The organism is Enteroscipio rubneri, assembly GCF_963929405.1.
Taxonomy (GTDB): Bacteria; Actinomycetota; Coriobacteriia; order Coriobacteriales; family Eggerthellaceae; genus Enteroscipio; species Enteroscipio rubneri.
Map to the genome: position 1 here is coordinate 97,591 of NZ_CAWVIN010000002.1, position 26,374 is coordinate 123,964.

Sequence of the window (26,374 nt, forward strand, 5' to 3'; positions counted from 1 at the left end):
GCCGTGCCGCGGCGTCTGCGGACAAAGGATGCCGAAGGCGGAGTGTGCAGGTGGAAGGGAGCGAGGTGAAGGCGGTGCCGTCGCTTTCACCGGCAAACGACAACGAACAGAGAGGAGCCGAGCATGGAATTCATCATTGCTGACAGCGCGGAGGATATGAGCCGTCAAGCTGCCGATCGCATCGCCTCGTACATCGAGGCCGATCCCGCCTGCGTGCTGGGTTTGGCCACGGGCACGACGCCCATCGGTCTGTACGCCTGCCTCGTGGAGGACTGCGCGTCCGGCAAGATCAGCTTCGCCGACGTGACCACGTTCAACCTGGACGAGTACCGTGGACTAGCCCCCGAGCACGACCAAAGCTACCGCTACTTCATGAAGCAGCACCTGTTCGACCACGTGGACATCGATCAGGTGCGCACGCACGTGCCGGAAGGATTCAACCCGGACGCTGACGCCGTATGCGCAGCCTATGAGGAGGCCATCGAGGCCGCGGGCGGCATCGACTTGCAGCTGCTCGGCCTCGGCCCGAACGGCCACATCGGCTTCAACGAGCCGGAGGACACGTTCCCCAAGGCCACCCACTGCGTCGACCTCACGGAGAGCACCATCCAGGCCAACAGCCGCCTGTTCGACAGCATCGACGACGTGCCGCGCCAGGCCTACACCATGGGCATCGGCACCATCATGGCCGCGCGCAGCGTGCTCGTGGTGGTGGAGGGCGCCCACAAGGCCGAGATCGTGAAGCAGGCGTTCTTCGGCCCCGTGACGCCCCAGGTGCCGGCCTCCATCCTACAGTTCCACCCCAACGCCACCGTCATCGTCGACCCGGCGGCGGGCGCGCTCTGCCGATAGGAGGGGAGCGTCCATGCTCATAACGAATGGAAACGTGTTCGACGGCCGGGGCTTCGCTACGCGCGACGTGGCGGTGGCCGACGGCCGGTTCGTCGAGGCGGCCGATGTGGGCGACGGTGACGTGCTGGACGCCGCGGGCTGCTACGTGATCCCCGGGCTGGTGGATGTGCACTTCCACGGTTGTTTGGGGGCCGACCTGTGCGACGGCACGGGCGAGGCGCTGTCCACCATTGCGCGTCACGAGGCGAGCCGCGGCGTGACGGCCATCTGCCCGGCAACCATGACGTATCCCGAGGAGAAGCTGGCCGGCATCATGCGGGCTGCGGCCGCGTTCGCCCCGACCGACAACGAAGCGGCGCTTGTGGGCGTGAACATGGAGGGGCCGTTCATTTCGCCCGACAAGATAGGCGCGCAGAACCCGGCCTACGTGCAGGTGCCCGACGCGGCCATGCTGCGCCGCTTGCAGGAGGCGGCGGGCGGCCTAGTGAAGCTGGTGGACATCGCGCCGGAGGAAGAGGGCGCGCTCGCCTTCATCGACGAGATGGCGGACGAGGTGCGCATCTCGCTCGCGCACACCACAGCCGACTACGATTGCACCCGCGCCGCGTTCGAGCACGGCGCGCGCCAGCTCACGCACCTGTACAACGCCATGCCGCCGCTGCACCACCGCAAACCGGGCCCTATTCCCGCGGCGTTCGAGCGCGACGACGTGACAGCCGAGCTCATCGCCGACGGCGTGCATATCCATCCCGCCATGGTGCGGATGGCGTTCAGGCTGTTCGGCGACGATCGCATGGTCCTCATCAGCGATTCCATGCGGGCTACCGGCCTGGAGGACGGCGTGTACGACCTGGGCGGGCAGGACGTCACCGTGCGCGGCAACCTGGCCACGCTGGCTGACGGCACCATTGCCGGATCGGCCACCGACTTGGCCGCCTGCCTGCGCTGGGCTGTGCGCGAGGCTGACATCCCGCTGGAAAGCGCCGTGAAGGCCGCTACCGCGAATCCGGCTCGCGCCATCGGCGTGGACGCCGAGCGCGGCGCCATCGAGCCCGGCAAGGTGGCCGACGCCGTGCTGCTGGACGCTGAAACGTTGGACGTGAGGCACGTGGTGTTGAGGGGGCGACTGCTGGCGTAGAACGGGCCGCAAACGGGACGAAGAACGTTACGTACGTGCCCTTGCTGCCAGGTGGGGAGACAGTCCATGCTCGCCAAGCGACATGAACGGGGCTATTCCCTACGCGGCGCGGGCGGCCTTCGCCTCGTACAGCTCCCGGTCGGCCTCGCGGATGAAGTCCTGCAGCGTCTCGATGCCCTCCCGGTAGGCCGCGGCGCCCACGCTGACGTGCAGGGCGTAGGGCGCCCCGGCCGCCTCGTCGAGCCGTGCGAGCTCGGCGTTTAGGCGCGCGCCCATCTCCGTCGCGTCGCAGGTCCGTGCGGAATCGCGCACCACGATGAACTCGTCGCCGCCATAGCGCGCGATGAAGGCGGAGCCGCCTGCGCAACAGCGACGCAGAGCGTCGGCGACGCGCACGAGCGCACGGTCTCCCTCCACGTGGCCGTAGATGTCGTTGATGCCCTTGAAACGATCGACATCCACGATGAACAGGCACAGCGTCTGCCCTGCATCGCGATGCCTCATGCGCTGCGCTACGTGCTTCGCCAGTTGGGTGCGATTATTCAGTTGCGTGAGCGGGTCGAGCGAAATCTTCTGCTCCTGCATGTCCAAATACACCCAGAGAAGCGCCACGGTCACGCCCACACAGGTAAGCGGCACATTAGGGGCGAAGGCCTGCAACGTGATGAACGCGAGCGGCAGCACGGCGAAGTACGTGAGCGACAGGTACTGCGACCTGACGGCGAAGTTCTCCTTCTTGAACGCGCCCACAAGCGCATGTGCGGCTGTGACCAGTCCATAACTGTACACTATGAAGAACTGTACGGCATACAGGCTGCCGCGGTGGTAGCCGCCCTCTGCGTCAATGGAAAGCGCCCATCCCGTCCAGTAGGAAGACAGCACGAGCACGAATGAAACCATGAGCGGTGCAGAGCATACGACGATCCGCGCGGGGGAGGCCACGAGGCGCGACGTTTGCACGCGCTCGGAGTAGACGAACCAGCAGAAGCTGCCGAGCGAGGCCATGAGATAGTACGTCGCGTTTATACCGAAGCTTCCGACGGGGGAGACGCTCATAGAGCCTGTACTCACGAGAATCCACAGCATGTCGAGCGCCGACGCGAGGATGCTTGCCAGCAGCACGCCTGAGAACCAGAACTGCCGGCTGCGCACGTCGTTGCCACGAAGCACCTTCATCAGGACGAGCGCCAAGATGAGCAGGCACAGCAGGTTCACTTCAATGTAGAGCAGTGATTGCACGATCACCTCTTGCCGCCATCCCGCACGGTATTCCGTAAGCGTAAAGATAAAGTATAGCGCTTTCGTTCGGTTTTGGAAGGGGGCTGCGTCTGCGCGTCGGACGTACGGCTTTTCTTGTTGTCCGGCTCGAAAAAAGGCCGCTTAGCATAGCAGCGGCCTTCAGGTTGTGCGATGATGAGCCCTACTTCGTTGCCGGCAGCGAGGCGGCGGCCACGGACTGGCCCACGCGGCGCATCATCTCGTCGGGTAGCGTCACGTTGATCTGCGCGTCCAGCTCGGGGTGCTCCTCGGCCAGCACGCGGTTGCACTCGCTGATCACGAGGTCGCCGCCCACGCCGGAGGCCACGCGGCCCAGCACCAGGAGCGTCTTGATCTCGTAGAACGAGCTGTACAGCACCAGCGTGTGCGCCAGGTACACGCCTATGGAGCGGAAGATGTCGAGCGCGCCCTCGTGGCCCTCGTTGGCTAGGCCCTGCACCACCTTGAGCTTCTCGGCGGGGGAGAGCGCGGGGTCCAGCTCGATGCCGGCGACCGGCGCCAGCTTGATGACGGCGTCCTGGCTGAAGTACTTGCAGCCTACGCCGAAGTCGCCGGACCACTCGTCCTGCATGGCCTCAGGTGACAGGTCCACCGGCGCGAACGCCAGCTCGTTAATCCAGCCCAGCACGTTGCCCTCGTCGTTCACGTAGCCCACGGCCTCGGACGTGCCCATGGCTATCCCTAAGATGTCGCCCGAACCCGTGCTCATGAAGCCGGCGAGTGCGGTCACGTCGCCGTCGTTGGCCACCACGAGCGGCACGTCGCCGATCTCCTTGCCGGCCCGGTCGTAGATGCTCTTGACTTCGTCGCGGCGATCGCGCGGCACCTTGATGAACAGGGAGGCCACCATGGGGCTGTTGCCCACGAACGTGCCGGCCGACGACACACCGATGGCGTCGACGCGCGGCATCTTGGAGGCGGCGGTCTTGAACGCGGTCACGATCTCGTTGAAGTGGTACTCCGGGTCTTCCGTGACCTTCGGGAACCACACGACCTCCTCGGAGTACACCGACTCGCCGTCGATGACGGCCGACACCTTGCGGTCCGACCCGCCGGCGTCGAAGCCGATGCGGCAGCCCTCCATGTGGCCGCCGATCTTCTTCGCGGCCTCGTTGGCGGCGGGGAAGTCGGCCTCCGTGCACGCCACAACCTCGAGCGGCTTCTCGTACACGTCGCCCACGAACCCGTAGTCGAACGCGCGCGCGCCTTCCGGCGAGTACGCCTCGGCCAGCTTCGCCGCGATGTCGTCGCAGCCGCGCAGGTACACCCGGAAGCCGCCGATGCTCCACAGCTCGAACTTCACCAGGCGCTCCACGTAGCGGAAGTCGGCCTCGGCGAACTCGCCGCCGCGGATCGCGCTCTCGCGAACCGAGATGAGCCCGTCCTCGCGCTCCACGGCCACGGCGATGGGCTGGGTGGCGCCCTCGAGGTACGCCTTCATCCACACGCCGAACGGCACGAAGCCCTCGTCCAGCACGGGCATGTTCTTGACGTCGTAATCGATACCCAGGTAGTTCATGCATAACCTTTCTCGCAAGTTGGTAAACAAGTTGGCGAGGCGCTCCGCGGTGCCTCGAATTGCCGTGTTGCGCGGCCGAGCGTGCTTCTGCACGCGAGGGAAAGCGCAGGGTGCTGCGGAGCGCCGCAGCGTCGGGCGGTTCCGTCGGCCGGCAGGCCGACGGAACGTCTAGTCTCCTATCAGTTCGGTCAGCACGCGCTCGGTCATGGACAGCGCGCGGGGCACATGGAAGGGGCCCTTGAACGTGGATCCCTTGGTGGGGGGCATGGTGGGCAGGCCGTCGCGGCGCAGGTAGCCGTACCATTCGCCGTACTCGGGATCGGCGAAATGCTGCTTGCAGTAGTCCATCGTCTTCAAAAGCCAGTCCAGGTAGTACTCGTCGCCGGTGTCGCGGTACGCCTTCGAGGCGGCGATCATGATCTCGTTGTGGGGCCACCACAGCTTCATATCGTGTTCGTAGGCTTCGGTGGGCAGGCCCTTGCAGTCGATGAAGTAGAGCAGGCCGCCGAATTCCTCGTCCCATCCTGCCTCGATGGCCAGGCGGAAAATCTGCTCGGCCGTGCGATGCAGCTCCTCGTCGCCGCGGTAGTTGGCCTCGTCCATCATGAACCAACTGCACTCGATGTCGTGGCCCGGGTTCACCACGCGCCCGGCCGTGTACCACAGCTCCGGCTCGCCGGCGAGGCTGACATTCTCCAGCGTGCAACCGAGTTCCGGCCGATAGTGATCGTTTACGATGCGATCGGTGCACTCGCGTGCGTGGCGATCGTATTCCTCGATGCTCGCGGGATCGACGCGTCGCATGATGCTGATGATATTGAGAAAGATCATCGGATCGCCCAGCGTATGTCCGGAGCGCGTTTCGGGCAGTGTCTTGGGGCCGAGTCCGGTGGGATCGTCTATCAGGCTGTTGTTCAGGTCGTAGATCATATGGTAGGCCCACCGCGCACGCTCGAGGTGCTTTGCTTCGCCAGTGAGTCCGTAGTACTCGGCGTTCGCGATGGCGTAGAAGCCCTCGGAGAAGCAGTAGCGCCGCTGGCGCAGCGGCTTGCCTTCGGCCGTCACCGTGAAGTACAGGCGACCGCCCGCTTCCTGATTGATGCAGTAGTTCTCTAAAAAGTCGAGGCAGCTCTTCGCGGCTTCCATCCACTCCGGCCGTTTGCCATAGAGGTGGCACAGGTACGAGAACATCCAGGCGCAGCGCCCTTGCATCCACACGCTTTTATCGGTGGAGTAGACTTCGCCAATCCGGTCGAGGCAGGTGTACACTCCGCCGTGCTCTCGATCCAGGCCGTGCTCGAGCCAAAATGCGATGCTCTTGTCCAGTTCCTGGCGGCACCAGTCGCGCGCATCCAAAAGCTTCTGGTTGTGTTGGGCGGTCATGGGGCTCTCCTTGTCTCGTCATTCGGTAGGGCAGGCGTTCCAATGCGCGACGCGCGTCGGCGCGTCGGCGTCCATGAGGCCGGCCTTCTTCAGCACGCTCACGATATGCTCCACGTCCTCGCCCTCCAGCGCGCACACGGGCTCGCGCATCTGGTTCGTGTTGAACACGCCCATCTGCCACAGCGCCGTCTTGAACGCGCCCACGCCGGCGCCGAAGCCCACGGTGGCCTTCACTTCGCGCGTGACGAACATGAGGCGGGCGAGGTGGTTCTGGATCTCGCGCACGCGCTCCCAGTCGCCGGCTTGTGCAGCGCGCCACTGCTCCACGTAGCTGGCCGGATCGATGTTCGCGAGGCCTGGCACCGAACCGTCGGCGCCGCCCAGGTACGCGCCGTCGACGACCACCTCGTGGCCGGTCAGCAGCTGCAGCGGGTGGCCGGCGTCCTCGTTCTGCAGGCACAGCCAGCGGAACGACACGTCATCGCCCGAGGAGTCCTTCACGCCCTGTAGCACGCCGTCCTCGCCGAGGCGCACGAGCATCGTGGGATCGAGCTTCGTGTGCACGCAGGCGGGCAGGTCGTAGGCGAACAACGGCAGGTCGGTGTACTCGCGGATAGCGCGGAAGTGGCGCTCCACCTCTTTGGGGCCGCCGAGCGCGTAGAAGGGAGCGGTGGCCACGAGGGCGTCGACGCCGTATCCCGTAGCGCGCTTGGCCTGGTCGACCACGCGCATGGTCTCCATGTCGATGATGCCCGTGAGCACCGGCACGCGGCCGTGCACCATGGCGATGGCCTCTTGCAGCACGTGATAGCGCTGCGCATCGGTGAGGAAGGCCACCTCGCCCGAAGAGCCCAAGAAGAACAGGCCATCGACGCCGGCCTCGATCATGCGGTTGATGGAGCGTTCGAGCGCCTCGAGGTCGAGCTGGCGCTTCTCGGTCAGCGGGATGACGACCGGGGGGATGACGCCGCGAAACGGTGAATCGGTCATAGGGGATAATCCTCTTTTCCAGGTCTCGTTGCAAACGGTAAAAGGGTAAAGGCCACCAAGGGAGAGCGTCAACGTATTCGGTTGTCCATCACATAAAAAGCGCCCCGGCGAACCGGGGCGCTCGGGATCCGACGAACGCGTCTCGCCCAGCATGGCAAGAAGAGCGCGCCAAACCGTCCTTCCTGTATTACTTGCCCAGTTCGGGATGCAGAAGCGAAGGCGCGGCGCCCAGAAGCAGCTTCGTGTAGTCGTCCTTCGGACGCGCGAACACCTCTTCGGACGTACCGCGCTCAACGGCTCGACCGGCGTTCATGACGATGATGCGATCGGAAATGTAGCGCACCGTCTGTATATCGTGGCTGATGAATACCATCGACAGGCCTAAATCGCGCTTCAGGTCCATGAGCAGGTTGAGGATCTGCGCGCGTACCGACACATCGAGGGCGCTCGTGGGCTCGTCGGCGATGATGGCGTCGGGTTTGAGCGAGAGCGCACGGGCGATGGCAACGCGCTGGCGCTGACCGCCCGAGAGCTGCCCTGGCAGCGCGTCGAGCACCGACCCCGGCAAACCGACCATCTCGATGAGCTCCTGCACGCGCGCCTCGCGCGAGTCCTTGTCGCCGATCCTGTGTACCTTGAGCGGGTCAAGCAGCTGGTCGTGCACGCTCATACGCGCGTTGAGGGCTGTCGCCGGGTCTTGGAACACCACCGAGATCACGCGCCCGATGACGCGTCGCATCTCGGCCGTGCGCTTCGTCACGTCCTGGCCCTTGAAAAACACCTTACCCGTCGTGGGAGCCTGTAAACCACACATGACGTTCGCCGTCGTCGACTTGCCGCAGCCCGACTCGCCCACGATGCCGAGCGTCTCGCCCGGCATGAGCTTGAGCGTGAGTCCGCGCACGGCCTGCACTTTGTTCGGGTGCAGTATCGATCCGGTGCGCGTCTTGAACGTCACGCTGATGTCGTCGAGAAAGATGATGGGGGCAGGCTCGCTCGTTCCGCCCGCATCGGCGGCTGCAGGAGCGGCAGTGCCGTCGATCACGCGTTGCTGATCGCTCATATGATCGCACCTCCTGGAACGTAGGGCTTGATGCCCAGTCGCTTGAGCTCGCTGTCGGGCAGCTCGGCGAAGTAGTGGTCGGTATCGGGCACACGCTTGAGCACAGGACGCAGCTGCGAGACCTTGTCGGGGTGGCTCGAACGAGGAGTGAAGCGGTCTCCTGTTGGGAAGTCGCGAGGGCTGGGCACGCTGCCCGGCACCTGGTGCAGGCGGTCGCCGCCGGCTTCGATGGACAGCACCGAGCCCAAAAGCCCGCGCGTGTACTCGTGTACCGGGTGGCACAGGATATCCGTGACCGGACCTTGCTCCACCACCTGGCCGGCGTACATGACCGTGATGGAGTTGGCCACCTCGGCCACAAGCGCCAGATCGTGGCTCACGAACACCATCGCGAAGCCCAGTTCCTTCTGCAGCTTGTTGAGGAGCTCGATGACCTGCTTCTGGACGGTCACGTCAAGGGCCGTGGTGGGCTCGTCGGCGATGATGACCTTCGGATCGCGCGTGAGCGCCATGGCGATGAGCACGCGCTGGCGCTGGCCGCCGGAAAGCTCGTGGGGATAGGAATCCAGCGTGCGCTTCGGATCGAGGCCCACCAACTCCAAGAGTTCCTCGGCAGAGCGTGTACCGCCGCGTGAGGTGAGCTGCTTCATCTGCGACTTGATGAGCATGGAGGGGTTCAGCGAAGAAAGGGCGTCCTGGTAGATCATGGCGATCTCGCGGCCGCGGAGGGCGTTCATCTGCTTCGCGTCCATGGCGAGTAGGTTCTGCCCATCGTAGAGCACTTCGCCGGTTATGTGGGCTTTCGGATCGAGCAGCCCCATAATGGCCAGTGACGTGATGGACTTGCCGCAGCCGGATTCGCCTACAAGACCCATGGTCTGGCGTGGACGCACGACGAAGCTCACATGGTCGACCACATTCACATCGCCATGGCGGGGGAACTTGATGCAGAGGTCTTTGACTTCTAGGATCGGCGGCACGTCTGTGCGCGCAGGGAAGCGGTCGCCGCGCGTTTTCTCGACGGCTTGCAGCTCGGCGAGGCGCTGTTCGAGCATTTCGGACTGCGCTGCGTAGGCGAGCGTCGGGTCGGCGACGAGCTTGTCGGCTTCGCGGTTGGCGGCGAGCGCATCGTCGGCGGCTTTGACGGGAGCCTTCGGCGCTGCGGCCATGGCGTCGGTAATGCCCTCGGACAGGATGTTCAGGCACAACACGGTGATCATGATGGCCAGACCGGGGAACAGCGCCTGCCACCACCGACCGGCCAGCACGCCGTTGCGCGCGTCGGCCAAGATGTTGCCCCAGGTGGGTGTAGGTTCGGGGATGCCGGCGGAAATGAAGGCGAGCGACGCTTCGAACACGATGGCGTCGGCTACGAGCACGATGGTGAACACCATGACCGGCGCGAGGCAGTTGCGGATCACGTGCTTGACGAGGATCCACGGAGCGCGTGCGCCCGCTACGACCACAGCGCGCACGTAGTCCTGGTTGTACTCGCTTACCACGTTCGCGCGTACAATGCGGGCGATTTGCGGGATGTAGAGAAAGCCGATGGCGAAGATGAGCGAAGGAACCGAGTTGCCGAACACGATGACAAACGTGGCGGCCAGCGCGATGCCCGGGAACGACATGATGACGTCGAGGCAGCGCATGATGACTTCGGACACCCACTTGCGCGCGACGGCGGCGATGGAGCCGATGATGGATCCGCACACGAGCGCGAAGGCCGTTGCGCCCAGACCGATGACAAGCGAATAGCGCGCGCCGTACATCATGCGGGAGAGCACGTCGCGGCCCTTGTCATCGGTGCCGAACAGAAACTGTGCATCGGGTGCTTGGCGAGCGACGAAGATTTCGAGCGGGTCGTGGGGCGCGATCCATTGGGCGAAGATAGCCGTGAGCGCGATGAGCACGAGCACGATGAGCGAGATGCGCGCTCCCAGCGTCATCGCGCGCCAGTGACGGAAGCGAACGGTGCCCGCGTTAGCTTCCATGGTTGCAGTGAGATTTCCTCTGAGCTTCACCATGCTACACCGTCCTGATTCGGGGGTTGATAAGGATGTACAGCATGTCGACGATGATGTTGATGACGATGAAGGTGATGGCTACGGTCAAGGTAACGCCTTGTACGAGCGCCGGATAGTTGCCCTGCACGCCTTCGATGATGGCCATGCCCATGCCAGGAAGGTTGAAGATGACTTCGATCACCACTGCACCGCCGATCAGATAGCCGATCTTGAGACCGATGACGGTGACGGGCGTGATAAGCGCGTTGCGCAGCACGTTGCGCGCGATGACCGTTCGCCGGGGAATGCCTGCGCCGATGGCGGTGCGCACGTAGTCCTTGTCGAGCTCCTCGACCATGGATGTGCGGATCACGCGCGTGAGTTGGCCTGCGACGGGCACGGCCAAGGCTATGGCAGGCATGGCCATGCGCGCCAGGTATCCGCCCGGATCGCTGGAGAAGCTGGGAAGGGCGCCTGCGGCCGGCAGGATGTGCAGCATCGACGAGAACAGTAGAATCATGAGCACGGCGAGCCAGAACGACGGCGTGGCGATGCAGGCGATGGAAAACACGCGGATGATCTGATCGGGCCATTTGTCGCGGAACACGGCCGAGATCACCCCCAGCAGCACGGCCAGCGCGACAGCGATGATGAGGCCGATGAAAGTGAGTTGCAGCGTGATGGGGAGAGCGGCGGCGATGCGGTCTCCCACGGAGGCTTGGCTAGCGCCGTAGGTGCCCATGTCGCCCTGCACGAGCCCCGCCATGAAGTTCCCGTATTGGACGATCCACGGATCGTTCAAGCCATGATCTTCACGGTAGGCGCTGATGGCCTCCGGGGATGCGCTTTCTCCCAGGGCCGAGTAGGCTGGATCCACGGGGGAAAACGACATGAGGAAGAAGGTGAGGATTGTGACGCCGAATATCATGATCGGCAGGGCGATCAGTCGGTTGCCGATCAGCCGCAGAAGATTGTTCACCGCATCCTCCTTTCGCGTGTCGGCGGGCTGTGCCCGCATGTCGGGTGGGCATCTGCATAGACCGTGCGCAGACGCTTCCATTATATACAAGTTGGCAGGGTTTCGAAGATCGAATGCGCGCAGGTTAGACCTTGGAAACGCATGGTCGCTTCGGGTGCGGGCGGGCGAAGGTCCGCGCCTCTGCGCAGCACGAAGGCGATCGCTTCGGCAACGTTGAGGCGGCGATCGATCCGAGTTTGCCTGGATGCAGCGGCAGCAGCGGGCATTCGGTTTCCAGGCGAAAAAAGAACCGGCCCGCGAAGGGCCGGTTCTCAAGTTCGCGAATTCACCGTATGTGGCAACTTACGCCTTGGGAGCCACGTCGATCATGCTGACCGACGTCGTGCCGATGGCCTTGAAGCCGTCGAGCTGATCGGCCCAGTAGCCAGTGGAAACCGTGCGGTGGAACAGCGGATACAGCGGAACCTGCTCGGCGATGAGGTCGAAGCACTGGTTCCACAGCTCCTGCTGCGCGGAACCATCTGCGGCCTGAGCAGCCTGGGAAAGCAGATCCTGCAGCTGTGCGAACTCGTCCGATCCCTTCCACTGGGTGCGCTTCTGCGTCCAAGTGTTGTCGCCATACCACCAGTTCATGAGCAGGTCGGGATCGAGGCCGAAGCAGCTCGGATCGCCCGGGGCCAACACCACGTCGAATTGCGGGTCGTCGGTGTCGGTGTAGTTCGGATACATCGTCTTGGACGGCTCGGACTTGATCTCGGTCACCGTCACGCCGATCTCCTTGAGGTCGTTCTGGATCTGCGGTGCGAGTGCCACGATAAAGCCGGTGTCGGTAGTATTGAGTACGATGGACAGATCGCTCACACCGGCCTCGGCGAGCAGGCTCTTGGCCTTCTCGGGGTCGTAAGCGTACACCGTGGATGCCTCGTGGAAGTTCGCGTGGTTCTCGGGCAAGAAGCTTTTGAGCGGTGTGGCCTTGCCGGACAGCGCGTTGTTGATGAGCTTCTCCATGTCGATGGCGTACAGGAACGCCTGGCGTACGCGGTAGTCGTCGAAGGGCTTTTTCTTCGTGTTGAACATTATGAAGGCCAAGCCGAAGGACTGCACGTCGTCGACCGTGGCGCCGGCGGCGTTGAGCTGGTCGGCGACATCGGCCGGCACGCTCTCCATGACCTGCACGGTGCCCTCCTGCAAAGCCGTGGTGCGCGCCGTGTCGTCGGCGATGATATCCCAGTGCATGGTGTCGGCCTTAGCCGGGTGCGAACCGTTGTAGTTCGGGTTCGGCGCGAACTCGATTGCCTGCTCCGTCGGGGCAGAGGCGTACATCCAGGGGCCGGTGCCAACCGGCTGGGAGGTCAGCACGTCGTCGGAGGCCGAAGCTGGAGCCACCTTAATGAGCGGCAGACGCTCCTTGAGCAGGCTGAACGGGTAGGCCAGCTTGATGGTGACAGTGGAGTCATCCTTTGCGGAAATGCTGTCGATGAAGTTCAGCATGGACAGGTACAGCGCGCCCTTTTCGCCAATGGTGCGCTCATAAGACTTCACCACATCCTCGGCGGTGACGGGCGTGCCGTCGGAGAATGCGGCGCCGTCGCGCAGCGCCACCTCGTACTCGGTCTCGGACACCTCCACCGGGTCGCCTGCGGCCAGGGCGGCGTAGGGCTTGTAGGTGGCCATGTCGAGCTCGTATAGGCCCTCCATGACATGCCAGTTCGCGCCGAGCGCCAATGCCTTCGAGCAGTTGAACGGCATGTACGTGTCGGTCGTGTTCATGCTGGCGACCGTCAAGGCGCCGCCCGAAGCCGCCGTGCCCGAGTCGGTGGAGCCGGAGCTGGAGCTCGTGTCGTTGCTGCCGCAGCCGCTGAGCGCGAGGCCGGCCGTCGCCGCAGCCACTGCGCTTCCCGCCAGGAACGTGCGGCGAGTCAACGATGCTTTCATATGCTGTTCCATAGGTTTCCCTCCGTTTCGGTGCCGGGACCTGCGGTCCCGGATCGTACATGTGCGCATGCGTTTGAGCACGTGCACAACAGCGGGCCCTATTATCGGCGAAATCGGTAGGAAAAGAAAGTATCTTCATCGCGATTGCGGCGAAGGGCGGTGTCCTCGAACCGGCTCTCGGCGGCGTTTCGATGCGGTTAGGACCTCTTGCGCCTCTCCGAACAGGGTCGATGGGCTTCCGAGCTGCGGCGTTATCGTCGGCTCGCGGAGCCTCCCAGCATGTCGATTTCCCGCAGGTGCGTGGTATCATCGGGGACATGAACGCGATGGGGTGGATAGCGTGAGGTGCTGTTGAGGCTGACGAGTTCAAGGCTGCGAACGTACGCGCCGGAAGGGTCGAACGCGAGTGCGTTGCGCCGGGTGGATGGCAAACGTGCCCTCGACCTGCTCGCGTCCGGCAGCCTTGCATCGTTGAGTCGGGCAAGAAGGCAACGCCTTCACGCCCTCATCACATTTGCAGCCGCTTGCCGATTCGACACGCCCCCGTTTGCTCCGCCCGCCGCTTGCCCCTGCGCCATACGAGTGCGTGCTGGTATGATGGGCGGTATGTCCAAGCAGACGAAGAGTTCTGAGCAGGAGGAGCGGCTGCGGTCCGCCGATGCGCTTCGTTCGGGCGCCATGCGCTCGAAGGTGGTCGACCGGTAAACGCGGAACCCCCTTCAAAGGAGAGGAATATGACGAGAGAATTCAAATCGATGGACGGCAATAACGCCGCGGCGTACGTCTCCTATGCGTTCACCGAGGTGGCGGGCATCTACCCCATCACCCCGTCGAGCCCTATGGCCGATCTGGTGGACCAGTGGTCCGCCGCGGGCAAGAAGAACATCTTCGGTACCGAGGTAAAGGTGTGTGAGATGCAGTCCGAAGGCGGTGCTGCGGGAGCCGTGCACGGTTCGCTGGCTGCCGGCGCGCTGACCACTACCTATACCGCGTCACAGGGCCTGCTCCTCATGATCCCCAACATGTACAAGATCGCCGCCGAGCAACTGCCAAGCGTGTTCCACGTGAGCGCCCGCACGGTGGCCACGCAAGCACTTTCCATTTTCGGCGACCATTCCGACGTTATGGCGTGTCGTCAGACGGGCTTCGCGATGCTTGCAGAAGGCAACGTGCAAGAAGTTATGGACCTCTCCGCCGTGGCGCACTTGGCTGCCATCAAGGGCCGCATCCCCTTCATCAACTTTTTCGACGGCTTCCGCACATCGCACGAGGTTCAGAAGATCGCCGTCTGGGATTACGACGATCTCGCCGAGCTCTGCGACATGGACGCCGTGCGCGAATTCCGCGACCATGCGCTCAACCCGGAGCGCCCGGCCATGCGCGGCAGCCACGAAAACGGCGATATCTTCTTCCAGCACCGCGAGGCCTGCAACGGCGCCTACGATGCGCTGCCGGCCATCGTTGAGAGCTACATGCATCAGGTGAACGCAAAGCTCGGCACGAACTACGAGCTGTTCAACTACTACGGCGCGCCCGATGCCGACCGTGTGATCGTGGCCATGGGCTCGTTCTGTGACGTGGTAGAGGAGGTTATCGACTACCTCAACGCACAGGGCGAGAAGGTGGGCCTCGTGAAAGTGCGCCTGTACCGTCCGTTCGTATCCGAGAAGTTCGTGGCGGCGTTGCCGACCACGGTCAAGAAGATCGCCGTCATGGACCGCACGAAGGAGCCGGGTGCGCTCGGCGAGCCTTTGTATATGGATGTCATCAACGCGCTGTCGCACGAAGGACGCTCCGACCTTGTTGTCGTGGGCGGACGCTACGGCCTAGCTTCGAAGGACACGCCGCCCTCGTCGGTGTTTGCCGTCTACAAGGAGCTCGAGAAGGACGCGCCGGCGCGCGAGTTCACCGTGGGCATCGTCGACGACGTGACGAACCTGTCGCTGCCCGAAGATCCGACAAGCCCGAACACCGCGGCTGCAGGCACAATCGAATGCAAGTTCTGGGGCCTGGGCGGCGACGGCACCGTGGGTGCGAACAAGAACTCCATCAAGATCATCGGCGACAACACCGACAAGTATGTGCAGGCCTACTTCCAGTACGACTCCAAGAAGACCGGCGGCGTGACCATCAGCCATCTGCGCTTCGGCGATTCGCCCATCAAGAGCCCCTACTATGTGAACAAGGCCGACTTCGTCGCCTGCCACAATCCCTCCTACGTCACCAAGGGCTTCCGTATGGTAAACGACGTGAAGCCGGGCGGATCGTACCTGATCAACTGCCAGTGGACACCTGAGGAGCTTGAGCATCACCTGAGCGCGGAGGCGAAGCGCTACATCGCGCAGAACGGCATTAAGCTTTACACTATTAACGCCATCGATCTCGCACGTGAAATCGGTATGGGCAAGCGCACGAACACCATCCTGCAGTCGGCGTTCTTCACCTTGGCGAACGTCATGCCGCAGGAAGAGGCCATCCAGTACATGAAGGACGCGGCTACGAAGTCCTATCTGAAAAAAGGCCAGGATGTCGTCGACATGAATCACCGGGCCATCGATGCGGGCGCAACCGCTTTCGTTCAGGTGGATGTTCCGGCCAGCTGGGCCGACGCGGTTGACGAGAGTGAAACTCTTGAGCTCGAGGGTCGCGCGGAGCTGGTGAAGCAGGTCACGAGCATCATGGAGCCGGTTGGCCGCATGGACGGCGACCGCTTGCCGGTGTCCGCGTTTATCGACCACGTGGATGGCCAATTCGAGCAGGGCGCGGCCGCCTACGAGAAGCGCGGTGTGGCCGTAAGCGTGCCGGTGTGGGATGCCGCGAGCTGCATTCAGTGCAATCAGTGTGCGTTTGCGTGTCCGCACGCCACCATCCGCCCGTTCGCGCTCACTGAGGCCGAAGCTGCCGATGCGCCCGCTGCTACGGTCATGGTGCCGGCGAAGGGCAAGGCTGCTGCTGGCATGCAGTACACGCTGGCCATCTCGCCGCTCGACTGCATGGGCTGCGGCGTGTGCGTAAACGTGTGCCCGTCCGATTCCCTTGCCATGGTGGACACCGATACGCAGCTCGCACAGCAAGAAGTCTTCGACTGGTGCGTGGACAACGTGGCCGAAAAGCCCGAACTGGCCGACGCGACGGTAAAAGGCAGCCAGTTCAAGCAGCCGTTGCTCGAGTTCTCGGGCGCCTGCGCGGGCTGCGCCGAGACGGCATATGCCAAGCTCGTTACGCAGATGTTCGGCGACCGCATGTTTATCACGAACGCAACCGGCTGCTCCTCTATCTGGGGCGGTCCGGCGGCTACCTCGCCCTATACGGTGAACGAACATGGGCGCGGCCCGGCGTGGTCGAACTCGTTGTTCGAGGATAACGCCGAGCACGGTTTGGGTATGCTGCTTGGTCATGAGGCCGTGCGCGGCCGCCTCGAGGGCATCCTCGAGGAGTGGGCTGCGAATGAAAAGGCTCCGGATCAGGTAAAAGAAGCTATCGCTGCGTACCTAGAGACCAAGGATGACGGCGCAGCCAACACCGTGGCGGCCGAGAAGCTTATCGCCGTGGCCGAGGAGTCGGCGACCAAGGGGTGCCCCTACGCTATCGACATACTCGAGAACAAGGAGTATCTGTCCAAGAAGTCTGTCTGGATCTTCGGCGGCGACGGCTGGGCCTACGATATCGGGTACGGCGGTCTTGACCACGTATTGGCTTCAGGCGAGGACGTGAACGTGTTCGTATTCGACACCGAGGTGTACTCGAACACCGGTGGCCAGGCTTCGAAGGCGACCAACATTGGTCAGGTGGCCGAGTTCGCCGCTGCGGGCAAAGAGGTCAAAAAGAAGAGTCTCACCGAGATTGCCATGGCCTATGGCTACGTGTACGTGGCGCAGGTCGCCATGGGCGCCAAGCCGGCCCAGACCATCAAGGCCATCGCCGAGGCCGAGGCGTATCACGGACCGTCGCTCATCATCGGCTACTCGCCGTGCGAGATGCACTCCATCAAGGGCGGCATGGCGAACTGCCAGGACGAGATGAAGAAGGCCGTCGACTGCGGCTACTGGAACCTGTTCCGCTTCAACCCCGCTGCTCCGGCCGGCAAGAAGTTCGTACTCGATTCCAAGGAGCCTGCGGGCGGCTATCAGGAGTTCCTCATGAACGAAGCGCGCTACAGCCGCCTGACCCGCGAGTTCCCCGAGCGTGCTACCGAACTGTTCCTGCGCAATGAGAAAGCGGCTATGGAGCGCTACGAGCACCTGCTCAAGCTCAAGGACGTCTACGCGGAAGCGTAGAAGCAGCCTTCATCGGTTTTGGCTTTCATAGGCCTGCTGCACATCAGAGCCCCTGGCAATTCGCCGGGGGCTTTTCAGTGCTGTACAGGACGCGGTTGGAGCCCCCGCAAGAGTCGAGGCTTTAGTGTGCTGGTCATGGTGTGCTTAGGGAGCGTTTGCTCATGGACAAGCGCGCTTGGAACGAAAGGTCGCGCGTGCGTTCCCATCGTGCGGCCGCCATGCGCGCGATGGGCCTCCGATGGCAAAAAACCAATTCGGAAGTATCGCACCCCGAAAAGAAAGAGACCTTTTTCGCGAACTGGCCTTTTACTGCAAGAAGCCGATCGGTCCTGCCTCCAGGCGGTTGAGGTTTCCCTATTCGGTGTTTTATTGCCAAAAAAACGAGGCTTCAGCTGCCGAACCAAAATCGACATCCGACGGCATGTCGATTTTGGTTCGGCAGCTGAAAAGCCAAATTCCGTCAAGAAAACGAGGTATGGGAACCCCGGAGCCGGTTTTCGGGCCCCTTGCGAAGGGGGCGTGCGAGTCCTTAGCCGCGTTTGCGCAGGTCACGCGATGACGGTTTGGATCCGAAGTCTTGCTAGCCTTCCCATACCTCGTTTTTCTCGCAGAATTCGCTAATCCAGCTGCCGAAGCGAGGTAGACATGCCGCAGGTTGTCAGGCTGCTTCTTCGGCGAACTCTTCGAGGATGTGGGTATCGACGGCTACGAATGCGGCGACGGCGGCGCATAGCATCGGATACAGGCAAGCGGAGGGAACGCCCTTCGCGCGCTCTGCGAACTGGGGAAGCCAGTCGAGCATATGGTCTTGCTCGAACGCCTGCTGCACGCGTACGAGGCGCGCGAACTCCTGGCCATCTCCGTCACGAAACGCCGCAATCGTACGCTCAGCGAGACAGGCCATGAAATCGAGCTCGAACGCGATGCTGTCTTCCGCTTCGCGCGTTGTCGTGCCGACACGATAGCCTTCGGCTTCGTATCGATTGCGCACATCGGCAGTGCTTTCGAGGAACAGTAGCTCGCGAGGATCAAGATACACGGACTCCCAGAACGGCGCGATAGCCTTCGCCGGCCCTATGAACAGCGCCGTGTATTCCGCCCGGGCTTCATCGAGGAAGCGGGCAGCTTCGCTTGCCTGCGGAAGTTCGCGCATGGTGCTTGCCATGGCCGCTAACCGGGGATCAGCCGCAGCGAACACCTCGATAGCCTCGATGGCGGTTGCGCTTGCCATCGACTCCATGAATGCGGCATCCGGCTCTTCGGCGAATGCTCGACGAAAGAGCAGAAGCGCGAGGTGACGTTGGCGGAGGATCGCTTCGGTTGCATCCCGAGAGTTTTCCATGGCTGATTCCTCTCCGTGTTCCTTACCGGGCGTTAAGCTTCATTACTCAAAAACTATCGCTCTTACCAGGTGAAATGCTTGTTACCTCCCGATTGAGCGGCTATATTATAGCGTGTCGGAACCGATGTTCAAGACCTGGGATCATCGATGTCGAAAGGGGCGCTCGGGGCCGGGCCGAACGGCTGAGCGGCGATATGTGCTGCAGAGCTTCGAACTTCTTCATGCCCCCCACACTCGTACCGCAGGCGCGATCATCGGAAAGCAAGGATCGAGGAGTAGGGGGGAACCCATGGGGAATCTCATTGCGGAGATCTCTGAGCGTGCGCTGAGCCGTCGCCGCTTCGTAGCGGGCAGCGCAGTGCTCGCGGCATCGCTCGCGGCATCTTCGTCGCTCGTCGCCTGCCAGGCTGACGGGCAGGGGCAGCAGGGGGCGTCTACGCCAGCCGCTGACGAGGGCGAGTGGATATCGGCGGCGTGCTGGCACAACTGCGGCGGGCGCTGCGTCAATCGCGTGCTCATGAAGGATGGCGTCGTCGTCCGGCAGGGCAGCGACACGTCCCACGAGGACAGCTTCGAATGGCTGCAGCAGCGCGGATGTCCCCGCGGCCGCTCGCAACAACAGCAGTGCTTTGGTGCCGATCGTCTGAAGTACCCCATGAAGCGGGCGAGCTGGCAGCCGGGCGGCGGCGAAAACGCCCATGGCGAACTGCGCGGCAAAGACGAGTGGGAGCGCATCACCTGGGATGAGGCTATCGGCTATATCGCCGACGAGGTCAAGCGCATCTACGATGCCTACGGTCCGCGTTCGGTGGTGGGCAACGGCGGTCCGGGTATCGAGCAGGTGCTCGCGAAGTTGGGCGGCTATATTCAGGTCACGGACACCAGCTCGTGCGGCACGTATTCGTTCAACGTGTCGAAGCTCGGGCTGCCGGGCGCCGACCTTGGGGAGACGAACGACCGATTCGATTTGAAGAACGCCGAGACCATCGCGCTCATGGGCGGCAACCCGGTGTGGTCATCGGGCGGCACCACGATGAACAACTTCGACCAGGCCATCGCGGCCGGCGTCCAATTCGTGTACGTGGGCCCGTCGTACAATGCTACGGCCGCGTACTTTGATGCGCGTTGGATTCCCATCTATCCAGGCACCGACACGGCGTTTCTGCTGGGCGTAGCCTATGAGATGATCCAGCAGGACGTGGTGGATCGCGACTTCCTGAACACCTACTGTGTGGGCTTCGACGGGGACCACATGCCGTCCGATGCGAAGCTTGACGAGAACTTCCAAGGCTATCTCATGGGCGACTACGACGGCGTCCCCAAGACCGCGGCATGGGCGAGCGCCATCTGCGGAGCGACCGAAGAGGATATCGCGTGGTTTGCGGGCACCATCGGCAAGGATCGCAAAGTCATGCTGCTGCACAACTACGCTCTTGCACGCTGTGCGAGCGCAGACAACGTGCCCCAGCTGTTCATGACAGTGGGCGCCATGGGCGGTCATATGGGCAAATCGGGACATGCATGCGGCGGCGCCTACAAGACGTTCGCCGGTACGCATGGCCCGACGTTGGCCGCGTTCGGCGAAACGGGACTTCCCGTTGTCGAGAACCCCATTACGGAATGCATCTCGGCGCCACTTCTCTGGCAGAGCATGCTCGATGGCTCGTTCAATAGCACCGGTATGGCTTATTCGGATGAGTTCAACGCGCAGGACATCAAGCAGGCAGATATCAGGTATCTGTCGCTTGAGGGCGCAGCGCGCATACAGAACACGCCGTCCGCTGTGAAGGCCGTCGAGGCGATCCGCTCGCTTGAATTCGTCACGTGCTCGTCGCACTTCTTCAACGCGCAGGCGAAGTACGCCGATATCGTGCTGCCCATCACCACCGAATGGGAGCGCGTGGGCGGCTTCCCCGGACACCAGCGCAGTCGCGAGACCGTGATAGTGTACACGCAGGTCACGGAGCCGTTGTTCGAGGCGAAGACCGACCAGGAGATCGGGACGATGCTGGCCGAGAGGCTGGGCATGGATCCGACAGACATCTGGCCCATCAATGAGAAGCAGCAGTTTTTCAATCAGATTCTCGGCTGCACGTTCGTCGACGAGGCGGGCGAGAATAAAACGCTTGTGACGGTGACGCAAGAAGACATTGATGCATGGGGCTGCGACGGCGAGCCGCAGGAAGGCGTCGTAGGTCTTGCCGAGTTCCTGAAGAACGGGTGCTACACCATTAAACGCGCCGAAGGCGACTCGTACGTGCGCATTGGGTACCAGGACTTTATCGAGGATCCCCAGGCGAATCCTCGCCCGAGCGATTCCGGCAAGTTTGAGATCTATTGCCAGTACAAGTCCGATATGCTCAACAGCATGGGATACAGCCCCGATGGCACCTTCAAGCCGTATCCGAACTACGTGCCCGCTCCCGAAGGCCGCGAGGGCACCTTTGCGGACGGAGTGGTCGGCGGCGAGCCGAGCGCGTATCCCTTCGTGGTGTACAACCCGCACTACCTGAGGCGAGCGCATCCGGTGCTCGACAACGCCCCGTGGCTGCGCGAGGCGTGGCCGAATCCGGTGTTCGTTAACGCGTCGGATGCGGCGGCCAAGGGCGTTGCCGACGGCGATACCGTGCGGGTGTTCAATGCGCACGGTGCGACGTTGCGCACAGCCTCGGTGACCGAGATCATTATGCCTGGTTGCGTTGGTCTGCCGCATGGCGCCTGGCTCGACTACGACGAAGAGGCCGGGGTCGATCGCGCGGGTACAGACAACGTTCTGTGCGGATCGGTGACAAGCGGCATGGGAACGTCGGGATACAACAACTACAACTGCGATTTCGAGCGCTACGAGGGCGAGGCGCTGCCCGCCGACTGCACGCTGCCGCAGCGCATCGTCTCGCTGGACTAAAGGGGGATGGCTATGAACCAAGTCGGCTTCTTCTACGATCAGACGAGATGCGCCGGATGCAAGACCTGTCAGGTGGCGTGCAAGGACAAGAACCGCCTCGAAGTAGGCACGGTGCTGCGCGAGGTGCGCACCTACCAGGTCGGAGCATTCCCGAGCGTAAAAATGTACCATTTTGCAGCGACCTGCAACCACTGCCAAGTGCCGGCCTGCAAGGATGTGTGCCCCGTTGGCGCCATCGTCAAAGACGAGAACGACGGAACAGTGACCATCGATCACGAGAAATGCATCGGATGCTCGTCGTGCGAGAATGCGTGCCCGTTCGGCGTGCCTCGCATCGACAAGACATCCGGTCTCGCGTACAAGTGCGACGGGTGCATCGAGCTGCGCGCCCAAGGATATCAGCCGGCATGCGTCGAGGCGTGTCCATACCGCGCCCTCGATTTCGGCGATGTTGAGGAGTTGAAAGAGAAGCACGGCGAAGGCCTGGTTAGTGAGCTTCCGGCTATGGGTGAGGGCAAGACCGGTCCGAACACGCTGATCAAGCCCCGCTCGGTGGCGGCTGAGAGTCTGGGCGAGCCCATCATGATCTAAACCGCCGTTTCGACACGACGATTAGCGCCGCAAGCCGCGAGGAACGGCTTGCGGCGTAATTGCGTTTTGGGTATGGTGCACCATGTGCCGCGCGGTTTTCGCATGGCACATGCAGTCCGTTTGCGCGGCGGTCTGCAAAGGTAGGGGGTGGATGGGGATGAAGCGGGACGAGCGGGCGGCGTCGCGTGGAAGGCGGCCGCTGATTGTGCAGTACGTCGTACTGATGACATGCATCGCGACGGTTCTGGTGGCGACGTACACCGCGTGGTCGTATAGCGAGCAAGCGCGTCAGATGGAGCAGCAGATGCTCTCGGAAGCTCGCGTGTTGGAGAAGTCTGTGAGAGCCACGTGGGATTTCATTGATTATGAGCAGCCGAACATCAACTACGACAGCGACGGCACGTATGACTTCAAAGGATTGTACTGCTCGCTTGTGGGCAAAAGCGTAGGCAAGTTGTTCTCCATGAGCACCGATTACCAGTACACGCTGCGCTACACGCGCATCGATCCGCGCAACGCTCTCGACGAGCCGGACATGTTCGAGCAGGCGGCTTTCGAAAGCTTCTACAACGAAGGTTCCGACGAATACTACGATTTTGTCGACGACGAGCAGGGCGGTAGAAACTTCCGCTACGTGGGCGCGATCTATTTGACCCAGAGCTGCATGGACTGCCACGGAGGTCCGAAGGGCGAACTCGATGTGACCGGCTTCGAGAAGGAAGGCCTTCGGATCGGAGATATCGGCGGAGCGGTGAGTATCACGGCGCCGGCCGAACTGTATCAGGCCGGCATCGATCTCAATACGGGCCGTACGGCCGTGTTTTTCGTGCTGTTCCTCTCGGTGGCGTTCGGCGCGAGCGTGCTCTTCTTCCGGCGCAACGTGACGGCGCCCATCGCGCGCATCGAGGACGCGACGGTGGAGGTGGGACGTGGAAACCTAGAAGTGGATCTCAAGGGTATGGGTCATTCTCGCGAGCTGAACGACCTTGCCACGGGCGTGGAGGCCATGGCGCGGGAGCTCGATGTGCTCTACACCACGCTCGAGGAGAAGGTCGACAGCAGGACGAAGCTCTACCGTGAAGCGAACGCACTGCTGGAGGAGCAACGGGAGCGTATCGCTCGGGCGAACCAGATGCTGGCGGAGACGAACGAGAAGCTCAAGGAGGAGAACGAGTACCGGACAAACATCGTCGCCATCCTGAGCCACGAGTTGCGCACACCGCTCACAGCTATCCTGGCCTTCGTTGATTTATGGGAGATTTCGGGCGAAAAGCATAGCGAGGAAAGCCGCGATTGTATCGAGAAGGTGAAGGCGCACAGTTTGACGCTTCTGGAGATGGTCAATAACGCGCTCGACATGGTGCGCGTGGAGTCCGGCGCGCTTGAGATTGCGCGCGAAACCATCGATCTCGTGGATCTGGTGTGCGCTGTGACCGCGCTTGCCGATCCTATCGCACGTGGCAAAGGCATAACCGTGACATCCGAGGTGCCCGGCGATGTTCCGCTCATCAAGGGGGATTGGGTGCAGATCGAGAAGATCCTGGGCAACCTCATGAGCAATGCCGTGAAGTTCACCGGGGAGGGCGGTCACGTACGGTTGCTTACGACGTTCGACGCGCGCAGCGCAACCGTGTCGTTCGCCGTCGAGGACGACGGCATCGGCATCGAGCATGATAGCCTGGAGGGGATTTTCGATCGGTTCGTGCAGGCGGATGCATCGATATCGCGTAAATACCGCGGCAGCGGCCTGGGGCTTTCGCTTGTGAAGAAGACGGTCGAGGTGCTGGGCGGGACGGTGAGCGTCGAAAGCGAGCTGGGGGTGGGAAGCACGTTCACCGTGACGCTTCCCGTCGAAACGGTGGAGGAGGACGAACTGGATGAAGATACTGATCGTCGATGACGAACGCGATCTGTGTGACGCCGTCTGCAAGATCGTCGAGCGGCGCGGGCATACGTGCATCTCGGTGCTCGACGGCGCTCGGGCTGTGGGGATGTTCGAACGAGAACGGCCCGATCTTGTGATCCTCGATGTGATGATGCCGGAGGTGAACGGGTTCGACTTGTGTCGAGATATTCGCGGACTCGATCCGAAGGTGCCCATCATCATGCTTTCGGCGAAGAGCGATATCGTGGACAAAAGCATCGGGTTCGCCGCTGGTTGCGACGATTACGTTGCGAAGCCCTTCAACGGCCAGGAGCTGCTCATGCGTATCGAGGCGGGGCTGCGGCGCGCGAGGCTCAACGAGGACGGCATCCCAAGACGCGGCAGTCGCTCGGTGGTGCGCGTGGGCGACATGGAGATACGTCTCAAGAAAAACGAGGTGCTCGTACACGGCGAGTACGCGAACCTTACTCCCAAGGAGTTCCAGATTATCGCATTTCTTGCAAATCATCTGGGGGAGGTGTTCACGGCGCAGAGCATCATCGAGAACGTCTGGGGGCAGGCTTATATGCCCGAATCGGCCAGCATCGCCGTATTCGTGCGCAAGATTCGCAGCAAGATCGAAGATGATCCGTCCAAGCCCCGCTACTTGCAGACGGTATGGAGGGAGGGGTACCGGCTGGGCGAAGACAGCATGATCGAGCGCTACGACGACGAGGATGTCTGAGCTAAACCGGCAAGAAAGCCGCACGGGGCGGCTTTCTTGCCGCTGCGATGCGCATCTGCGCGCAGTTAGGCCTGGCGACGCGCCAGCAGATGCTCGGCGTAGGCCAGCTTCACACAGCAGGCAAATACGTCCATCGCCTCGTCGAGTTCCTCGAGTGGGGGCAGGGTGGGGGCGATGCGGATGTTCGAGTCGCGCGGATCCTGCTTGAGTGGAAACGTGGCACCCGCGCCGGTCATCGTGACGCCTGCCTCCTTGGCGAGCGCGACGATGCGCTTCGCGGTACCCTCTGGAGCGTCGAACGACACGAAGTAGCCGCCGCGCGGCTTGCTCCACGAGCAACCGCCCACGTCAGCCAGGCTCTCCTCCAGTTTACGGTTCACTAGTTCGAATTTCGGGCGCAGGATGGCTGCGTGCTTTGCCATGTGCGCCGCCAGACCCTCTGCATCCTTCAGGAACCTCACGTGGCGCAGCTGGTTGAGCTTGTCGTGGCCGATGGTCTGCACTCCCATGCGCTTTTTGATCTCAACGACGTTGGCGGGGCTGGCCGCGAGCGCGGAGATGCCGGCGCCCGGGAAGGTCACCTTCGACGTGGAGGCGAACTTGAAATAGCGATCGGGGTTGCCGGCTTCGACGCAGGCGTGGCCGATGTCGAGCAGCTGGTCCTGTTCGGCCGCATCGTCGAAGAGGTGGTGTACGCAATAGGCGTTGTCCCAGAAGATGCGGAAGTCGTCGGCGGCGCAGACCATGGAAGCCAGACGGCGCACCACCTCGTCGGAATAGGTGATGCCGCCGGGGTTCGAGTACTTGGGCACGCACCAGATGCCCTTGACGTTCTCGTCGAACGCTGCGATACTCTCGACCTCGCCCATGTCGGGACCTTCGTCGGTCATGGGAACCGGGATCATCTCAATGCCGAAGGCCTCGGTCACCCCGAAGTGGCGGTCGTAGCCGGGGACGGGGCAGATCCAGCGCACGGTTTCGAGCTTGCTCCACGGGGTGCTGCCGAGCGTTCCGAACGACCAGCAGCGAGCCAGGGCGTCGTACATGATGTTGAGGCTGGCATTGCCGCACACGATGACGTTTTCCGGATCATCGTCGAGCATGGAGGCCATGAGCGCCTTCGCTTCGGGAAGACCGTCTACCACACCGTAGTTGCGGCAGTCGGTGCCGTCGGTCGACACGCAATCTTCGAGCGTGGTTATCGTTTCGAGCAGCGGCATGCTGAGGTCGAGCTGCGCCTTGGCCGGCTTGCCGCGCGCCATGTTGAGGGACAGGCCCCGCGCCTTGATCTCCGCATGCTCGCGCTCCAGTCGATCTTTCAGAGCTGCAAGCTCGTCGTTTCCCAATTCCACATAGGTGGGCATCGTGCTTCCTTCCCTCGTCGCCTCCGCTGCAGGCCGGCCTCATGCGGCCCGCTGTCGAACATACCGTTCCAGTATAGGGATTCGCCCGGCGGGCGTCGATACCGTTTCCGCCGGCGCGCGGGGCGGCAGGGGGCGAGACGGGGCTC

17 protein-coding genes are annotated in these 26,374 nt (G+C 62.7%); 7 read left to right on the forward strand and 10 right to left on the reverse strand.

All coding sequences use genetic code 11. The features are described 5' to 3' along the window. Window positions 1-123 precede the first annotated feature (123 nt). Together nagB and nagA are read left to right on the forward strand one after the other, a co-directional pair. Window positions 124-852, forward strand: a complete 729-nt coding sequence (gene nagB, locus ABGT83_RS03820; protein WP_346686034.1) for a glucosamine-6-phosphate deaminase — start codon at window positions 124-126, stop codon at window positions 850-852. Between the two features lie 13 nt (window positions 853-865). Further along, a complete protein-coding gene (gene nagA / locus ABGT83_RS03825) occupies window positions 866-1,990 on the forward strand; it encodes an N-acetylglucosamine-6-phosphate deacetylase (protein WP_346686035.1) in 1,125 nt (374 codons plus the stop codon). A 99-nt stretch (window positions 1,991-2,089) separates the two neighbouring features. Here nagA and ABGT83_RS03830 read toward each other — a convergent pair whose 3' ends face one another. The 8 genes from ABGT83_RS03830 to ABGT83_RS03865 form a co-directional block, all read right to left on the reverse strand. Continuing rightward, window positions 2,090-3,235 carry a GGDEF domain-containing protein gene (locus ABGT83_RS03830; protein ID WP_346686037.1) on the reverse strand — a complete coding sequence of 382 codons (1,146 nt, stop codon included), beginning with the start codon at window positions 3,233-3,235 and terminating at the stop codon, window positions 2,090-2,092. Between the two features lie 175 nt (window positions 3,236-3,410). Then, complete coding sequence (locus ABGT83_RS03835; protein WP_103265566.1) at window positions 3,411-4,787, reverse strand: ROK family protein; 1,377 nt, start codon at window positions 4,785-4,787, stop codon at window positions 3,411-3,413. Between the two features lie 168 nt (window positions 4,788-4,955). Continuing rightward, on the reverse strand, window positions 4,956-6,170 hold the full coding sequence (locus ABGT83_RS03840; protein ID WP_346686039.1) for an AGE family epimerase/isomerase: 1,215 nt from the start codon (window positions 6,168-6,170) through the stop codon (window positions 4,956-4,958). An 18-nt stretch (window positions 6,171-6,188) separates the two neighbouring features. Beyond that, window positions 6,189-7,160, reverse strand: coding sequence for a dihydrodipicolinate synthase family protein (locus tag ABGT83_RS03845; RefSeq protein WP_103265564.1), 972 nt, complete (start codon window positions 7,158-7,160; stop codon window positions 6,189-6,191). A gap of 187 nt (window positions 7,161-7,347) precedes the next feature. Then, window positions 7,348-8,223 carry an ABC transporter ATP-binding protein gene (locus ABGT83_RS03850; RefSeq protein WP_103265563.1) on the reverse strand — a complete coding sequence of 292 codons (876 nt, stop codon included), beginning with the start codon at window positions 8,221-8,223 and terminating at the stop codon, window positions 7,348-7,350. Next, the gene (locus ABGT83_RS03855; RefSeq protein WP_346686042.1) at window positions 8,220-10,247 is read right to left on the reverse strand and encodes a dipeptide/oligopeptide/nickel ABC transporter permease/ATP-binding protein; all 2,028 of its coding nucleotides are present in this window, start codon (window positions 10,245-10,247) and stop codon (window positions 8,220-8,222) included. The genes ABGT83_RS03850 and ABGT83_RS03855 overlap by 4 nt, the downstream gene beginning before the upstream one ends. Window position 10,248: 1 nt before the next feature. Then, on the reverse strand, window positions 10,249-11,205 hold the full coding sequence (locus ABGT83_RS03860) for an ABC transporter permease (RefSeq protein WP_103265561.1): 957 nt from the start codon (window positions 11,203-11,205) through the stop codon (window positions 10,249-10,251). Window positions 11,206-11,547: 342 nt separating this feature from the next. Beyond that, window positions 11,548-13,140 carry an ABC transporter substrate-binding protein gene (locus tag ABGT83_RS03865; RefSeq protein WP_239926604.1) on the reverse strand — a complete coding sequence of 531 codons (1,593 nt, stop codon included), beginning with the start codon at window positions 13,138-13,140 and terminating at the stop codon, window positions 11,548-11,550. A gap of 734 nt (window positions 13,141-13,874) precedes the next feature. Between ABGT83_RS03865 and nifJ the strand changes: the two genes are divergently transcribed. Next, entirely contained in the window at window positions 13,875-17,417 is a 3,543-nt protein-coding gene (nifJ, locus tag ABGT83_RS03870; protein ID WP_346686044.1) for a pyruvate:ferredoxin (flavodoxin) oxidoreductase, read from the forward strand. A gap of 658 nt (window positions 17,418-18,075) precedes the next feature. Here the strand turns inward: nifJ and ABGT83_RS03875 are convergent. Then, the gene (locus tag ABGT83_RS03875; RefSeq protein ID WP_346686046.1) at window positions 18,076-18,759 is read right to left on the reverse strand and encodes a TorD/DmsD family molecular chaperone; all 684 of its coding nucleotides are present in this window, start codon (window positions 18,757-18,759) and stop codon (window positions 18,076-18,078) included. 289 nt (window positions 18,760-19,048) lie between these two features. On the opposite strand from ABGT83_RS03875, the gene ABGT83_RS03880 reads away from it, so the two are divergent. The 4 genes from ABGT83_RS03880 to ABGT83_RS03895 all read left to right on the forward strand — a co-directional run bounded on the left by ABGT83_RS03880 (window position 19,049) and on the right by ABGT83_RS03895 (window position 24,864). After that, on the forward strand, window positions 19,049-21,664 hold the full coding sequence (locus ABGT83_RS03880) for a molybdopterin-dependent oxidoreductase (protein WP_346686048.1): 2,616 nt from the start codon (window positions 19,049-19,051) through the stop codon (window positions 21,662-21,664). Between the two features lie 12 nt (window positions 21,665-21,676). Then, a complete protein-coding gene (locus tag ABGT83_RS03885; RefSeq protein ID WP_103265556.1) occupies window positions 21,677-22,255 on the forward strand; it encodes a 4Fe-4S dicluster domain-containing protein in 579 nt (192 codons plus the stop codon). A 151-nt stretch (window positions 22,256-22,406) separates the two neighbouring features. Continuing rightward, window positions 22,407-24,155, forward strand: coding sequence for an ATP-binding protein (locus ABGT83_RS03890; protein WP_170042489.1), 1,749 nt, complete (start codon window positions 22,407-22,409; stop codon window positions 24,153-24,155). Continuing rightward, window positions 24,133-24,864 carry a response regulator transcription factor gene (locus ABGT83_RS03895; protein WP_103265554.1) on the forward strand — a complete coding sequence of 244 codons (732 nt, stop codon included), beginning with the start codon at window positions 24,133-24,135 and terminating at the stop codon, window positions 24,862-24,864. Before ABGT83_RS03890 ends, ABGT83_RS03895 begins: the two co-directional genes overlap by 23 nt. Before the next feature lie 65 nt (window positions 24,865-24,929). On the opposite strand, the gene ABGT83_RS03900 is transcribed toward ABGT83_RS03895, so the two are convergent. Then, window positions 24,930-26,228 carry an aminotransferase class I/II-fold pyridoxal phosphate-dependent enzyme gene (locus ABGT83_RS03900; RefSeq protein WP_346686049.1) on the reverse strand — a complete coding sequence of 433 codons (1,299 nt, stop codon included), beginning with the start codon at window positions 26,226-26,228 and terminating at the stop codon, window positions 24,930-24,932. Window positions 26,229-26,374 lie beyond the last annotated feature (146 nt).